Here is a 15,238-nt window from a genome sequence, read left to right as displayed (position 1 = left end):
CGCACCCGATAATCGGGGTGCTACCAGCCCGAGCCCCGCGGCGTGAACCTCAGCGGGGCAGCGCTGTACTCTCCGCGCACACGACCATTCGCTCCGAAGCAGCGCGAAGCCAAGCGAAGGCCGCGATCATCTTGTTGCTTTGTCACCTGAACTCCCGCGTCGGCGACATGCGCGACCGTTGCGTTCCATTTCCGGCGTCCTCCTCCCGACGCACGCGTCCTTCTGCGACCAAGTGAGTAACCGGGCTGAAGGCATTCGCCGTGATGCATCCATCAAGGTGATGAAGCATTCGATGCGGCTGCGGAGCGCGTAGAGGGGACGGCTGACGCTGTGTTGGACGTGACGGTTCCGCTTGGTCGGGATCTCTGGAATGCCGCCACGGTCGCGCAGATCCTGTCGCATCGGGTCGCTGCCAGAAATCAGCAGCGTCGCGAATCTCGCCCGGTCGGAATCTCCCGCCGGGCGCTTTGCATTTTCAGGTTCGGTGACGCCGAGCTTGCTGCACCTCGGTCCGGCAAGTCTTGCCGAGATCAAGGCGCTACCGGTTGGTTTGGAGACTGTTGACGAGACCGACGAGCTCTCGCCGGCCGCTCCGCGGCACGACCCGGGAAAAGTAACGAACCAGCTCGCGTGCCTCGCGCACGTTCTCGCCGCGTGCCGCGCACCAGTCGCGCGGGACCTCCCGACCGCCGCGGAGGCAGGCTTCCTGGTGAGTGCCTTCCCGGGCGGGTTCGGCCTCTTCGCGCCGCGCGACATGCCGGAGGCACTGCGCCTGCGCATCGCCGAGGAGGTGCGCGCGGCGACCGCCCATCCCGAGATGGCGCGACGGGTCGCGGCACTCGGCCTGATCCCGCGCGCCGGCAGCCAGGCTGTCAAGATCGCGTCTGGAGGTCAGCGGTGGTCAGTCGCCTCGGTGCCGTAGCCGCGGCCGTAGCGGCGCTCCAGCCGGCGCTGCACTAGGTCCCAGGCACTGGTCATGAGGAGGTAGTAGATCGCCGCCACAGCGAAGAGTTCCAGTACCAGGAAGCGCTCCTGCACGAGGATCTGGGTGCGGCGCAGCAGCTCCTCCATCGAGATGACCGACGTGACGGAGGTCGTCTTCAGCAATCCGTTCACCGAGTTCCCGAGCGGCGGAATGATGATGCGGAAGGCTTGAGGCCAGGTGACGCGCCGGAACACGATCGCGGGCCGCAGCCCGAGCGCCAGCCCGGCCTCGCGCTGCCCGTGCGGCACGGCAGAGATGCCGGCGCGCACGATCTCCGAAAGGTAGGCCGCCTCGTTCAACGATAGGCCGAGCAGGGCCGCCTCGACCACCGAGAGCCGCAGGCCGAACAGCGGCAGACCAGTGTAGATGATGAGCAACTGCACCAGCAGCGGCGTGCCGCGGAACAGCCAGCAGTAGGCCCCGGCCACGCACGCCAGCACACGATTGCCGGATAGCCGCAGAAGCGCGATGCCCGTGCCCAGCAGCAGCCCCGCCGTCAGCGAGGCGGCCGTCAACCAGAGGGTGGTGAAGGCCCCTTCCAGCAGGAAGGGGTTCAGCAGGTAATCGAAGAAGCCCTGCCAGTCCCAGACCTTCACGCGGCGGGCTTACTGTGGCCCGGCCACAGCGAAGCCACCTTCGGCGATACCGACGCCATAGCGGTCGAACAGCGCCTTCAGGCTGCCATCCGCCATCATCTCCGTCAGCACCTTCGACACCTCCTGCGCCAGCGGGCGGGAGCGGAAGGCCAACGCCGCAGGCGTGGCGTTGATCCCGTGCAGCACGCGCGGGAAGTCGCCGCGCTGGTCATACTCGGCGGCGACGGCATCGATGGATGTGACGGCGTCGACCTGCCCGGCGCGGAGCGCCTGGAAGGCGACGGCGAAGTTGTCGAAGGTGCGGATGTTGATCGGGCGGCCGCCGGCGGACTGGATCGCCTGGCTCATGGCGCGAAGCGTGCGCTCCTCGAAACCGCCGATCTCCACGCCGACGGTGCGACCGGCCAGGTCGTCCTGCCGTGCGATGTTCAGCGGGTTGCCGCGTGCGGCGGAGATGGCTACCGCATTGTTCTCGTAGCGGATCATCTGCATCAACCGGGCGCGCTCCTCCGTGTAGAAGATGCCCGTGTTGATCATGTCCCAGCGCCGCGCTGCGAGGCCCGGGACCATCGCGGAGAACTCGATCCGCACATATTCCGGTGTCAGGCACAGGCGGCGCGCGATCTCGTTGCCGAGGTCGATCCGCATGCCGCGCAGCTGCCCAGCGCTGTCCACCGATTGCAGCGGCGGCAGAGTGGGGTTGGTGGACATCACCAGGGTGCGCGGCTTGATCAGCTCCGAATCCGGCACGCGGGGCTGACAGGCGGGCGCCTGGGCGAGGGCGGGCAGCGCCATTCCCATGGACGCAGCGGCGAGGGCGGCGAGTGTGATTCGACGGCGCATCGTGGTGTGGTCCTTGGTGAGAAGTCGCGGTTCGGCAGGGCGGCGCTATTCGGCCGCGAGCGGCGCGGCGACGGGCAGGCCGATGCCGCGCAGCACCTCGGCCAGCGCCGGCAGGTCCCGCGCGGGTAGGGGCAGGCGCGGCGGGCGCGGCGCGCCCATGTCCATGCCGATCAGGCGGAAGGCGGCCTTGGTGCCGGAGACGTAGCGCGGCCCGCCCACCCAGGGCAGCAGCGGCGCGAGGCGGCGATACAGCGCCAGCGCCTTCTCCCGGTCCGCTTCGAAGGCTGCGGCGTCGAACATGTCGGAACTGAGGCGCGGTGCGACATTGCTGCACACCGCCACCCAGCCGATGGCGCCGAGCCAGGCGCTTTCGTAGCCCAGCACGCCAGCAAAGACCTCCATCCGGTCGCCGCAGAGCGCGATGATGTCCCGCACCCGCGTCACCTCCAGCGTGCTCTCCTTGACGTAGCGGCAGTTCGGGATGCGGGAGAGTTCCGCCAGGATGGGCGGCGTCAGGTCCACATTCGCCGTCGCCGGGTTGTTGTAGACCATGATGGGGATGCCGATGGCGCGCGCGATCGCGTCGTAGTGGTGCTGCAGCTCCTCCTCCGTGGGGACGGAGTAGAAGGGCGGGATCACCATCACGCCGTCGGCGCCCTGGGCCTCGGCCTCCTTCGACAGCGCCACGGCGTCGCGCGTGTCCTCGGCGCCGGTGCCGACCAGCACTGGCACGCGGCCGGCGGCGGCCTTTACCACGCAGTCCACGACCGCCGCGCGCTCCTCCCGCGAGACGGACAGGAACTCGCCGGTGCTGCCGAGCGGGATGAGGCCGCGCACGCCCTCGGCGATCTGGTAGTCGACCAGCCGGCGCAGCGCGGCCAAGTCCGCGGCAGACCCATCCGCCGTGAAGGGCGTGATGAGGACCGTGTAGGTTCCGCGGAACGGTTCGCCCGCCATCTTGTCCCCCATGCTCTGTCCCTTGATCATGGGAGGAGAATGCAAGACACGCACGAGCGCAAGCGATGCGACTGACGGGTGGCGGGGCACGCCCGCTCGGGCCACCGATCGCCTTCACCTTCGAGGATGAGTCGGGTCCGCGGCGGATCGAGGCGCTGACCGGCGAGACGCTCGGCGCCGCCCTCTCCGCGGCGGGGGTGCTGGCATTCCGCATCGCCGCGTCCGGTGCGCCGCGTGGGCTGCATTGCGGCATGGGCGCCTGCTGGGACTGCCTGGTGACGGTGGACGGGCGGGCCCACCAGCGCGCCTGCATGACGAAGGCCCGCGACGGGATGCGCGTTACCGGTGCCGTGCCGTCCGCCCTTGCCCCACTGGCCGCCGGATCCACCGCGGAAGAGGCGAGGACGCCCGATGTGCTGGTGGTCGGCGCCGGTCCGGCGGGGCTGTCCGCCGCGATCGCAGCGGCCGAGGCCGGCGCTTCCGTCCTGCTGCTTGACGAGCGAGCCGAGCCCGGTGGCCAGTTCCTGAAAGGCACCCCGGCGCACCACATTGCCCGCCCCGACCGCCAATTCCGCGCCGGGGATTCCCTGCGGGGCCGCGCCGCCGCGGCCGGTGTCGAGGTTCTAGCGGATGCGCTCGCCTGGGGCGCCTTCCCGCCAGGCGAGGTGCACGGGGCGATCGAAGCGGCCGCCGACCCGGCCAATGCCGCGGAGGTTGCGGTGCTGCAGGGACAACGGGCCCTGCTCGTCCGCCCACGGCGGCTTGTTCTCGCCCCCGGCGCGCATGAGCGGCCCGTCGCCATCCCCGGCTGGACCCTGCCCGGCGTGATGACCACGGGCGCGATGCAGACCCTGGCGCGCGCGGGCCGGGTCTCCCCGGCGGGACGCGTGGTGATCGCGGGCAATGGGCCGCTGAACCTGCAGCTCGCGGTGGAGCTTCTCGCGGGCGGGGTGGAGGTGGCGGCCGTGGTGGAGACCGCGCCGCGCCCGGGACCGGCCGTCTGGCGCCAGGCGCTGCGAATGGGGTTGCTGGCGCCGGACCTTGCCTGGGACGGCACCCGCTACCTGCTGGCCTTGCGGCGCGCGCGGGTGGAGGTGATCTGGGGCGCCACCCTGCTGGGCTGCGAGGGGGACGGCGCCTTCGCAGCCCTGCGGATCGGCACGTTGGCCGGGGAGCGGCGGATCGCCGCCGGGGTTTGCGCGCTGAACCATGGCTTTCAGGCCGAGACGGGGCTTGCCCGTGCCCTGGGCGCCGAGCACCGCGTTGGGACCGGCGGCGCGCTGGAGACGGTGACGGACGATGAGGGGCGCACCAGCCTTCGCGGCGTCTTCGCGGTCGGGGATGGGGCGGCGCTGGGCGGCGCGCGGGTCGCGCTGGCGCGTGGGCAGATGGCGGGACTGGCGGCGGCCCGGGACCTGGGGCGCTCCGTTCCGGGCCGCGCGGATCGCCGCGCGCTGGAGCGGGCGCTGGGCTTCCAGCGCGATCTCTGGCAGGTCTTCTCCGCCCCATCCCTGGCGCCTCCGCCGGACGACACCATCGCCTGCCGCTGCGAGGAGGTGACGGCAGGAGCACTACGCGGGCATGGCAGCGCCGTGGCCGCCAGGCGCGCCACCCGTGCCGGCATGGGCCGCTGCGGCGGGCGCTTTTGTGCCACTACCGTGCACGCGATCCTCGGCGCGGCGACGGACGAGGCCGGGTTTGCGGCGCCGCGCGCGCCCGTCCGCCCGGTTCCGGCCACCGCCTTGATGCGGGAGGCGCCGTCCCAGGGCCATCATCACGGCATTCCCGACCCGCCCTTGCCCGGCTGGAGCACCGCGCCCCGCGCGCCCGCGCCCGCGGATTGCGACGTGCTGGTCGTCGGTGGCGGCGTGGTGGGCCTGTCTTGCGCGCTGCACCTCGCCCGCAACGGCACCGCCGTGACCCTGGCGGATCGCGGCGAGCCCGGCCTCGGCGCGAGCACCACCAACGCCGGATCGCTGCATATCCAGCTCCTGGCCTATGATTTCGACGGGACGGGCGATCCGGGGCCGCTCGCCTCGGCGCTCGAGTTCGGCCCGCCCTCGGTGGCCCTGTGGCGCGAGATCGCGCGCGAGGCCGGCGAGGATCTAGGGATCCGTACGGAGGGCGGGCTCATCCTGGCCGACGACGCGGACACTTTCGAATGGCTCGGCCGCAAGACGGAGTTTGAGAGCGCGCGCGGCATCAAGGCCGTGATGATCGGGGCGGAGGAAGTCGCCCGGATAGCGCCCGCGCTGGATCGTCGCTTCCTCGGCGCGGCCTGGTGCCCGCAGGAAGGGCAGATGGACCCGTTGCGCGGCACCGCTGCCCTTCTGCGCCTGACCCGTGCGGCGGGGGCGCATGTGATGCCGGGACTGGACGTGACCGCGATCGAGCCGCTGCGCGCCGGCTTCCGTATCACGACGCCGTCCGGGGCCTTCCGGGCCGGGCGCGTGGTGAACGCCGCGGGACCGCATGCCATGCGTGTCGCGGCGCTGGCCGGCGCGCGGCTGCCGATGCGGCTGATCGTGCAGCAGGTGGTCGTCACCGAGGCTGGGCCGCCGCTGCTGCGCCCCCTCGTGCAATGGGCCCGGCGGCATCTATCCCTGAAGCAGGGGGATGGGGGGCATCTGCTGATCGGCGGAGGCTGGCCCGGGCGGCTGGGCGCGGACGGCGCCGCGCGGCTCCTGCGCTGGTCGGTGGAGGGCAACCTGCACATCGCGGGTGCGGCGCTACCGGCGCTGGCGGGACTGCACGTCCTGCGCGCCTGGTCGGCGCCGAATATCCTGCTCGACCGCGCCCCGATCGTGAGCGCTACACCGGGCGTGCCGGGGCTGTTCCATGCGGTGACGAGCAATGGCTGGACCCTCGGGCCGATCGTCGGGCGCATGGCGGCGGAGGTCGCGATGGGGCGCGAGGGCACGCCTGCCGCCTTCGCGCTCGCCTGACGGCGATCTTCTTCCGCGCCCGGGGCGTGCGGCATTGACAGGACCGTCAGTCGCCGCCGACCTTCCTCCCGCACGAGGGAGCGCGGCAGTAAGGTGACGGCAATGACCCAAGAGGCGGAGGCCGCCATCGCTCTGCTGCGCGACCTCATCGCTCTGACGCGGGACGGGGAGGCGGCGGTGCAAAACCGCCTCGCCGTGGGATTCCGCGCAGCCGGCTGCACCGTGGAGCGCCTGCGCTACCGTCCCGCCGAGGTCCCGCTGCGCGAGGAGTTCGCTAGCGAATCTGCCATCGCGACGGAGGAGCGGGAGGCGGTGATCGCGCGCTTGCACGGCACTGGCGGCGGCCGCAGCCTCATCCTCTTCGCCCATCCCGACGGCGAGGCTTTCGGCGACGACCATGGCTGGCGCCGGGACCCCTTCGCGGGAACCATCGCGGACGGGCGCCTCTATGGCTGGGGCGTGGCGGATGACCTGGCGGGCGTCGCGATCATGGTGGAGGCGGTGCGACGCGCGGCCGCCGCAGGCCCGCTCCGGGGCGACGTGATCCTGGCGAGCACGCCGAGCAAGCGCCATGCGCGCGGGGTTCACGCGGTCATGCATCACGGCCACCGCGCGGATGCGGCGGTCTACCTCCATCCCGCGGAATCCGGGGTCGGCATGCGGGAGGTGAAAACGCTGGCGAGCGGGCAGGCGATCTTCCGCGTGACGGTCGCCGGCCGCCTGCCGGACACGCAGGAGCCCGGCCACGCCGCCTTCGCGCACACCGCGGTGAACCCGATCGAGCGGGTGATTCCGGTCATGACAGCGCTCCGGGCCCTAGATGCGCGCCGCGGCGAGCGCGTGCGCCATCCTTCGCTGGAGGCCGCGATCGGGCGTTCCACCAATCTTCTCATCTCGCGCATCGAGGGCGGCACCAAGGCCGGACGCGTTCCTGTGGAGTGCTCGATCCTCGTCGCGCTGTCCTTTCCGCCGGGCGAGAGCCTCGCCGCCGTTCAGGCGGAGGTGGAGGCGGCCGTGGCGGAAGCGCCCGCGGCGGATTCCTGGTTGTGCGACCATCCGCCGCGGCTCGACTGGATCTCCGGCGTGACGGGGTCCGAGGTGTCGGAGAGCGATCCGCTGTGGATCGAGACCTCCCGTGCCGTGCAGGCCGTCACGGGGGAACCGCCCCACGTCAATCCGCTGCACACCTCCTCTGATATCCGCAACCCGATGGTCCAGCACGGCATCCCCTGCGTTGGCCTCGGCCCTCTCTGCGGCGACCTCACGCAAAATGGTAGCCGGGACGAATGGGTCGATGCGGCCGACTACGTGCGTGCGGTGGACGTGGGCGCGCGGCTGATCCGGAACTGGTGCGGCTAGGGCCGCCCACGCGGCGGAAGCGCCTGCCGCCGGGAGGCGATGGCCGATGAACCGGGCTCCGGCGCAGCGGCCCCGATGGGGCAGGCGGGGGACGGCTCGCCTGGAAGCGGCCGGCGCCCGGGATTGGAGTCATTCTTGCTTGTGGGCATCATCAGGAGGGCGGCCGCACTCTGACCGCGTCGCCCGGAGCCGGAGATATCTCTCATGATTTCTCGCCGTCGAATTCTCGCGGCCGTCCCGGCCGCCATGGCCGCCCCGCGCAAGGCTACCGCACAGGGCTCCTGGCCCGAGCGGCAGATCCGCCTCGTCGTGCCCTATCCGCCGGGGGGCGCCAGCGACATCTCGGGCCGCCTGCAGGCGCAGGCACTGCAGGAGGGGCTCGGCGTTCCCGTGGTGGTAGACAACCGCGGCGGCGCGGGCGGTACGCTCGGCACCGCCCATGTCGCCCAGAGCGCCCCGGACGGCTACACCATCATGATGGCGAGCCCGTCCTCGCACCTGGGAGCGCCGCTGCTGTTCCGCACGCCCGGCTACGAGGGCGTGGACGATTTCACCGCCATCGCCACCTTCTCCATCGGCACGGCCCTGGTCGGCGTCAATCCGCGCCTGCCGGTCCGGAACATCCAGGAACTGATCGCCTATGCGCGGGCGCGGCCGGGCCAGCTCAACTTTGGTTCCGCCGGAGCAGGCGGCGCGAACCACATGCTCGGCGTGCTGTTCATGCAGCGGACGGGTGTGGAGCTGACGCACGTGCCCTATCGCGGCGCGGCGCCGGCGCTGGCGGACCTGATCGCGGGGAACATCCAGATCGTCTTCGACAGCTTCTCCGGCATCATCCCGGCGGTGCGCGCCGGGCAGGTGCGGGCACTGGCGGTGACGAGCCCGACGCGCTGGCCGCTGGCCCCGGAACTGCCCACCGTGCAGGAGCAGGGCGTGCCGGATTATGACCTTCCGAGCTTCTCGGCCGTGATGGGACCGCGCGGCATATCGGACTCAATCGTGGCGCGGATGAACGCGGCGATCAACGAAGGGCTGCGGAATCCGATCCTCGTGGAGCGTTTGGCGGCCAACGGGAACATTCCTTACCCGACCTCGCCAGCGGAGTTCGCCGCACTGATGCGGACGCAACGCACTGTCTGGCGGGACCTCGTCCGGACGACGGGACTGCAGCCGGAGTAAGCCGTGCCTGGCCTTCGGCCAGGGCGGCATCATGAGGACGTGATGTCACCCTTCCAGGTTTCGTCCTGGGGCCGGCGCGTCCCTCTCGAAAGGCAGGCTAGCCAGGCCCTGAGAAGGCTTGTGCCCAGCGGCTTTTGCTGCGGCAGCATTCCACGATGATGATGCCCCACCGCCCAGAGACGACGCGAACCCGGTAGCACTCCCTCCGCCAGCTCCCATGCGAATAGCGCGCTCCGTTTGGTAGACCATCGCGCTGAGTGGCCCCTTTCCTGGGGCTTCCAGAGCAGACCTGTTGACCAGCCTGCGCCAGCGAAAGCCGAAAGTCGCTCTCTGGGGAACCGTTGTCTCCGGACCTGCTGACTTGGCGAATTCAGTACGGACCTCGCCAATCAAGGTAATTGGCCGGTTTCAGCATGCTTCCCAGGTCCGCATGTTTGATGTTGCACCTGCTGTCCATTCGAGTTTTTCAACGCGCTTCGCTCGGTACACACCTGGGCCGGGTCCAGGCGCCACCGATGGCCGCCTGCGGGCGCGCCTTCGCACGCCCCCATCTCAGGCTCGCGGGCGCTTTCCATCGAAGGCCGACTTTGGCTGATTGCTGACCGGCAGGTTTTCAGCGGCAATCGTGGGATACCTGTCGCTTGAAAGCCGAGCGCCATTCGAGTGCTGTCACCTCATTCTTGCAGCACCTACCTCGTTGTGCCGATTGCCACGACTCAGTGGCGGCGCGAGCGGGCAAATACGCGGCGCACCGTGGCCCGTCCTTCGGTATCCAAGATGTAGTCATGGGCGACGTCACGTTCCAAAGGATCTCCCTCTCCACCTGCTTCAGAAGGGAAGCCGACGCTCTGGCCTAGTGCAATCCAGCCAGGGCCAATCCTTCAAAGACGTTCTCGAGTTGGGCTTTGAAGATCGGATTGGGAGAGCCCCAAGGCGGGCGATTTCGGATGGAATCCAGTGTCAGGTCCGGCTGGCGCGCAAGAATTTGCCGCACCTGTTCCGCCGCCTCGGCAGTCCGGCCAGCTTTGGCCAAGGCAGCGGCCATCGTGAGGTCAAACCTCGCGGCATCAAGGTAGGCGCTGCCGCCAGCGTCCCGGGCCTGCTGGAGCCAATTCAGACCATGATCCCCGCGGCCGAGCATGAGATCGATCATCCCCAGGTAGTAGTACCAGGAGGGGCGGAAGGGATGTGCCGGTGGTGCCAGCACGAGCGCGGCACGAAGTAGGATTTCGCCGTCCTCGGCCCGGCCAAGCTGCACCATCATCCAACCGAGCTGGGCGCGGGCCGAGAAGTCACCTGGTGTCATATCCAACGCACGCTGATAGGCGGCGAGGGATTGATCTAATCGCTCGGGGCGCAGGCGGTCCACCGCACCGATGGCTGCATTGGCTTCCGAGCTGCTTGGCGCGAGTTGGAACGCGCGGACGGCGGCTGCCTCGGCTGCGCGAAAGTCCCGTGGCGGATCGACGCTATGCCGGTAGTGGACAAGGTTTGCATTGGTGAAGGCCAGACCCACCCATGCTCCGACAAGGTCCGGGTCGATCGCCGTCGCGCGCTGGTAAAGGTCGCGCTGTCCGCGCCAGGCGGCCGGGCTCGCCTCGCTCCGGTACCAATGGTTCGCCCGTTCCGTGAGGTGTCGGGCCTCTGCGCGCGGTACGGGATGGGGCGGCCTCGTGATCTGCCAGACACTCAGGCCCAGCACGATCGTGATCGCGGCCGCGGGCATTGCCATCTGCCGCCAGCGGCGGGCCGGGTCAGCCGCTCCCGCGCTTGGCGCGGCCTCAGCATCTCCGGCTTCGCTATCGGGCGGGACGGCTCCCTCCCCGTGCAGGTCGAGCATGTATCCGCGGCGCGGCAGCGTCCTGACCATGCCGAAGCCGTCGGCGCCGAACGCGGCGCGCAATTCCCGAATGCACTGGGTGAGGCTTTCGTCCCCGACGGTGACATTCGGCCAGACGGCGGCGATCAGCGATTCACGCGTCACGATCTGTCCGCGGTGGGCCAGCAACTCGCTCAGGACGGCAAATGTCTTTGGCCGGAGGGTGACCTCGCGCTGATCCGGCCCGACCACCGCGCAACGCGATGAGTTGAGCGTGAACCGCCCGAAGCTCTCGGTCGTCGCCGAGTTTCGTGCACCGTCCATGCGCTCCGGCTCCTGTGCGCAAGGGGATCAGGTCATCTCCAGCGGCTGTGCCGCCCAGGTTTCAGATCGGTGTCACCTCGATTTAACACGGACTTCATAACGCCATCAGGACATTGCTGCGGCTGCGAGCGTTTATTCGGGACTGTGAAACCATAGCGAGAGTCCGATGCCGATGTCTCGCGTGTCGTTGACCCGACGTTGCACCCGGCCCGCAAGGTTTCGCGACCTTGCCGGCGACCAGCGCCCCCAATCGTTTCCCTCTGGCTGCCCTGAACCCGCCGATCACAACAGGAGGCCTGTGATGATCCGACGTCCGGCATTCGCCGCGCTGGCGGCGCTCGCCCTCTACAGCGCCGTGCCTGCTGGCGCGGGTGAATACACGACCTTCCAGCCGCTTTGGATCAGGTCCGCGGCCGCTCCCGACCGCCCGGCCTGCGGCAGCGTCGCCCTGCTGAACTTGCCTATGGGCTGGCGGTCCGGTGACGCGGCGGTCGTGCTTCTGACCACGACACCCGTGCCAGGAGGTCTGCGCGACCCGCTCATCGCCGCCCTCCTCGATGAACGGACGGCCGTGCTGGAGATGGTGTCTGGTCCTGGCCGCAGCTGCGCGATCGATGGATCCGAAGATTCCGCCCGCCACATGCCTGCCGACCCGATTTCGGAGCTGCTTGGTGCCCTGATCGCGGTCACACGGGACGCCGGTGCCGGCATGGTGGTTGCCATTGGCTACGGGCCGGGCGCCGCCGTCGCGCTCGATGCGGTCCGCGAAGACATCGCCGCACAGCATGTCGGCTCGCACGCAGCGCGCTTCGCTGCAGCGGCCGCCCTCGCCGACGGCCCGTCCCGCTTTGCCCGCGGTGAGGTGCAGCAGGTGGATCAGCAGGCTCTCGCTCGCTTCGGACTGCTCTGCCAGGCCCTGAGCCAAGTGGTGGGCGGCCTTGGTGCAGCAATGCGTGACGCCCATGGGGATCTGGCCAGCGGTTGTCGAACGACCCTGGCTTCAACGGAGCCATCCCAGTCCGGTCATTCGCCCATCCTGACGGAGAAAGCGCCGTGAGCAGCACCACCTATTTCCGCCAACCCCGCCAGTCCAACGCCGTCGTGCCGGCCCTCGTGTCGTTGGCGGGGTTGGGAACCTTCGTGGCCGTCGGCCTGTTGTGGATGCTTATCGGCGCGCAAGTGCTGCCGCTCAGCGGGGCGACGGCGCCTCACGAGCCGCATGATCCCTTTGGTGGGTTGTTCTGGTACTCCGCCTAGGAATCCGAGGCTTGGGGCCTGAACTCTGCTCAGTGCCGGTCGAGCACTGTGGCTGCGTCCTCGTTGCGGGGGCGCAGTCGTGTCGCGAAGGCCATCAAGGGCAGGCGTGGAGTTCGAAGATTGGGGTCGGCTGCGGTCAGAACTCCACCGCATCACCTGGCAGCCTGGAAACTCCAACGCACGGTGGTCGCTGTGTCCGCTTTGAGGAGGTCCGACCAACTGCCTAAGCGTCCGAGATGGGCGCAAAGCAGTCGTTCAGGACTTGAATCCAGATGCCGATTCATTGAGACGCATGCAGCTCCCGCTTCATCGGAAACGGCCCCATCAGCGCCGCCTTCTGCCTCTGCCGGAGGTCCCGACGATGGAGGAGGCTGGGCTGCCCGGCTACGAGGCTAATGCCTGGATGGGCTACCGCGCGCCCGCCGGCACACCGATCGAGATCCGCCGCCGCCTCGCGACCGAGATCGACCGCATCGTGAAGTCCCCTGCCATCCAGGAACGGCTGCTGTCCTGGGGCTCGGAACCGCCCGGCGGTACGCCGGAGGAGATGGACCGCATGCTCGCCGAGGATCGCGAGCGTTGGGGCCGCGTCGTGCAGATGGCGGGGATCGAGAAGGAATAGCCGGCCGCTCGTTATGCCTGCCCGTGCGGCAGGTCACGCCGGGTTGAGTGCGGCGCCTGGACGGTTGCATCGTTTCGGATGAGGGTTTCTGTCGCGACGATACCAGCCGCGCCCCGGCGGCCTTGTCGGCGCGCGGGAGGTGTTCGTCATGGTGATCCGGGTCGGAGGCGCCGGCGGCGATACGCTGGTCGGCACGTCGGACGCCGACATTCTGCAGGGCGGCGAGGGCGGCGATCTGCTGATCGGCGGCATCGGCCAGGACATCCTGGCCGGCGAGGAGGGCAACGACACGCTCGAAGGCGGCCGCGGCGCCGATCGCCTGAATGGCGGAGCAGGGGCCGACCGCTTCCGCTACGCCGCGGCACTCGACCTCGCAGGCGATACCATCATCGGCTTCGCGTCGCAGGACACCATCGACCTCTCGTCGAGCGGCCTTACCTATGCCGCCACCGGTTTCAGCGGGGCAGGCAATGAGTTCATGCTGGTGCGCGACGCGACGCGCGCGACGCTTTGGACCATCCTGGTGGATCGTGATGGTGACGGCGTCGGGGACATCGCCGCCACGGTGAACCTGGCCGTCACTGGCGGCGGCCTGGGCGTCCTGGACGTCACCGCGCCGGGCATCGTCCAGGTGTTGAAGGGAGAGTTCCTGGAGGGCGACGGCGGCGACAACACGCTCCTCGGCACCAGCCGCGCTGACATCATCCAGGGTGGTGACGGGGCGGACAGCCTGCTCGGCGACGCAGGCAACGACGACCTGCTCGGCGACGCCGGGAACGACGTGTTGGTTGGTGGCGGCGGGTCGGATGAGCTGACCGGCGGCACCGGCGCCGACCGCTTCACCTGGCGCAGCCACCTTGATTTCGGCGATGAGCGCATTGGCGACTTCGGCGTCGGCGACCGCATCGTCCTTTCCGCACTGACGAACCTGCGATTCATCGGTACGGCAGAGTTCGGTGGGCGCCCCGGTGAGATGCGCATGATCCCCGCGGCAGGTTCGCTCGCAAGCGACCTCGTACTGGAATTCGACTTCGACGGGGATGCTCTCGCCGATGGGGTCATCACCCTCGATTCTGTCAGCGCGATCGAACCGGTCGTGGATGGCTGGCGCGTCTTTCAGCGCGTGACCAACATGCGCCGCATCGGCACCGACGATGCCGACCTGATCGTCACGCGTGGCGGCCGGGACACCATCGCCGGCGACGAAGGCAACGACAGCGTGGGTGCCGGCGCCGGCAGGGATTTGCTGGCCGGGGAGGGCGGCAACGACAGCCTCGATGGCGGGGCGGATGCGGACCGCCTCGATGGTGGCGAAGGAAACGACACGCTTGTGGGTGGTGGCGGTGTCGATACGCTGGTTGGCGGCACAGGCTTCGACACCTTTCGCTACGTCTCGCTGGTGGACCTGCTGAACGACGATCCTTCGCTGAGGGAGCTGATCGAAGGTGCGTTGCGCGGCGATCGACTTGACTTCTCCGACATCCCTGGGCTGACCTGGATCGGCAGCGATGAGTTCGGCGACGGCATCGGCGTCGAACTGCGCCAGGCCTCGGCCCTCGAAATTCGGCTGCGCGTCACGGCGGCGGATGGCACGCAGGAGTTCGGGGGTATCGTCTTCGACACCCCGGTGGCGCTCGCGCAGACCGCGCCGGGCTCGCGGGTGCTGCGCGTGACCGCGCCCTTCGACACGGTGCTCAGCGCCGGGGCCGACACCTTCGTCGGCGGCGAGACCAATGAGACGGTGCGCGGCGCCGGCGGCAACGATTCGATCCTCGGCAATGCCGGCGACGACAGCCTGCTCGGGGGTACCGGCGCCGACACGCTGTTGGGCGGGGCCGGCAACGACGTGCTCCAAGGTGGTCTTGGCGCCGATCTGCTGCGGGCCAACGACACACTGGACGAAGGTGGGGAGCTGGATGTCTACGTCTTCGCGTCGCTGGCCGAGCTCGGGCTTGGGGCAGCGGCGGATGTGATCGTCGGCGGCATCGCTGGCGACCTGATCAGCTTCAGCCTGATCGACTGGAGCGACGATCCCGGCGACCAAGCCTTCACGCTGGTCACGGATTTCACTGCCGCGGGCCAGATCCGCTACACGCGCGGCAGCGGACTGAACGCCGGCAGGATCCAGTTGAACACCGATGACGACCTCGACGCCGACTATGAAGTGCTGGGCGCCCTTGGGACGTTCTTCGCTTTGACGGATGAGCAGATCCTGCTTTGAGAGGGCGCACCTCTACCTGGCCGCCCGCTCCAGGACACTGACGCGGGTGGCTGAGTTGAGGGCGCGGGCCGGTGCCGGACTTCAGAATGCGCCAATCGGCGCAGTCTCAAAGGGTCCTGGAGGCGGCGACG

The 15,238-nt window shown here is 69.5% G+C and carries 12 protein-coding genes; 8 read left to right on the top strand and 4 right to left on the bottom strand.

Going from position 1 to position 15,238, the window contains the following annotated elements; genetic code table 11:
- Nucleotides 1-370 precede the first annotated feature (370 nt).
- A complete protein-coding gene (locus tag AC2YHJ_RS06090) occupies nucleotides 371-922 on the top strand; it encodes a hypothetical protein (protein WP_487394654.1) in 552 nt (183 codons plus the stop codon).
- Here the strand turns inward: AC2YHJ_RS06090 and AC2YHJ_RS06085 are convergent.
- From AC2YHJ_RS06085 to AC2YHJ_RS06075, 3 genes are read right to left on the bottom strand one after another with little or no spacing between them, the layout of a single operon-like run.
- Nucleotides 892-1,581 carry an amino acid ABC transporter permease gene (locus AC2YHJ_RS06085; RefSeq protein ID WP_487394652.1) on the bottom strand — a complete coding sequence of 230 codons (690 nt, stop codon included), beginning with the start codon at nucleotides 1,579-1,581 and terminating at the stop codon, nucleotides 892-894. The two genes, AC2YHJ_RS06090 and AC2YHJ_RS06085, sit on opposite strands and share 31 nt — an antisense overlap.
- A gap of 9 nt (nucleotides 1,582-1,590) precedes the next feature.
- Nucleotides 1,591-2,424, bottom strand: coding sequence for an ABC transporter substrate-binding protein (locus tag AC2YHJ_RS06080; RefSeq protein ID WP_487394650.1), 834 nt, complete (start codon nucleotides 2,422-2,424; stop codon nucleotides 1,591-1,593).
- A 45-nt stretch (nucleotides 2,425-2,469) separates the two neighbouring features.
- Nucleotides 2,470-3,411, bottom strand: a complete 942-nt coding sequence (locus tag AC2YHJ_RS06075) for a dihydrodipicolinate synthase family protein (RefSeq protein WP_487394649.1) — start codon at nucleotides 3,409-3,411, stop codon at nucleotides 2,470-2,472.
- Nucleotides 3,412-3,446: 35 nt separating this feature from the next.
- Between AC2YHJ_RS06075 and AC2YHJ_RS06070 the strand changes: the two genes are divergently transcribed.
- The 3 genes from AC2YHJ_RS06070 (at nucleotide 3,447) to AC2YHJ_RS06060 (ending at nucleotide 8,864) form a co-directional block, all read left to right on the top strand.
- Entirely contained in the window at nucleotides 3,447-6,326 is a 2,880-nt protein-coding gene (locus tag AC2YHJ_RS06070) for an FAD-dependent oxidoreductase (protein WP_487394647.1), read from the top strand.
- A 102-nt stretch (nucleotides 6,327-6,428) separates the two neighbouring features.
- Entirely contained in the window at nucleotides 6,429-7,685 is a 1,257-nt protein-coding gene (locus tag AC2YHJ_RS06065) for a M20 family metallopeptidase (RefSeq protein ID WP_487394646.1), read from the top strand.
- A 204-nt stretch (nucleotides 7,686-7,889) separates the two neighbouring features.
- The gene (locus AC2YHJ_RS06060) at nucleotides 7,890-8,864 is read left to right on the top strand and encodes a Bug family tripartite tricarboxylate transporter substrate binding protein (RefSeq protein ID WP_487394645.1); all 975 of its coding nucleotides are present in this window, start codon (nucleotides 7,890-7,892) and stop codon (nucleotides 8,862-8,864) included.
- An 853-nt stretch (nucleotides 8,865-9,717) separates the two neighbouring features.
- On the opposite strand, the gene AC2YHJ_RS06055 is transcribed toward AC2YHJ_RS06060, so the two are convergent.
- Entirely contained in the window at nucleotides 9,718-11,007 is a 1,290-nt protein-coding gene (locus AC2YHJ_RS06055; RefSeq protein WP_487394644.1) for a winged helix-turn-helix domain-containing protein, read from the bottom strand.
- Between the two features lie 301 nt (nucleotides 11,008-11,308).
- On the opposite strand from AC2YHJ_RS06055, the gene AC2YHJ_RS06050 reads away from it, so the two are divergent.
- From AC2YHJ_RS06050 to AC2YHJ_RS06035, 4 genes are all read left to right on the top strand, one after another.
- The gene (locus AC2YHJ_RS06050) at nucleotides 11,309-12,064 is read left to right on the top strand and encodes a hypothetical protein (RefSeq protein WP_487394642.1); all 756 of its coding nucleotides are present in this window, start codon (nucleotides 11,309-11,311) and stop codon (nucleotides 12,062-12,064) included.
- On the top strand, nucleotides 12,061-12,264 hold the full coding sequence (locus AC2YHJ_RS06045; RefSeq protein ID WP_487394641.1) for a hypothetical protein: 204 nt from the start codon (nucleotides 12,061-12,063) through the stop codon (nucleotides 12,262-12,264). Before AC2YHJ_RS06050 ends, AC2YHJ_RS06045 begins: the two co-directional genes overlap by 4 nt.
- A gap of 292 nt (nucleotides 12,265-12,556) precedes the next feature.
- Nucleotides 12,557-12,886 carry a tripartite tricarboxylate transporter substrate-binding protein gene (locus AC2YHJ_RS06040; protein WP_487394639.1) on the top strand — a complete coding sequence of 110 codons (330 nt, stop codon included), beginning with the start codon at nucleotides 12,557-12,559 and terminating at the stop codon, nucleotides 12,884-12,886.
- 148 nt (nucleotides 12,887-13,034) lie between these two features.
- Entirely contained in the window at nucleotides 13,035-15,107 is a 2,073-nt protein-coding gene (locus tag AC2YHJ_RS06035) for a calcium-binding protein (protein ID WP_487394638.1), read from the top strand.
- Nucleotides 15,108-15,238 lie beyond the last annotated feature (131 nt).

It is taken from the genome of Roseomonas sp. SRI_022, assembly GCF_057586215.1.
This window is presented reverse-complemented; position numbering and strand designations above follow the sequence as displayed.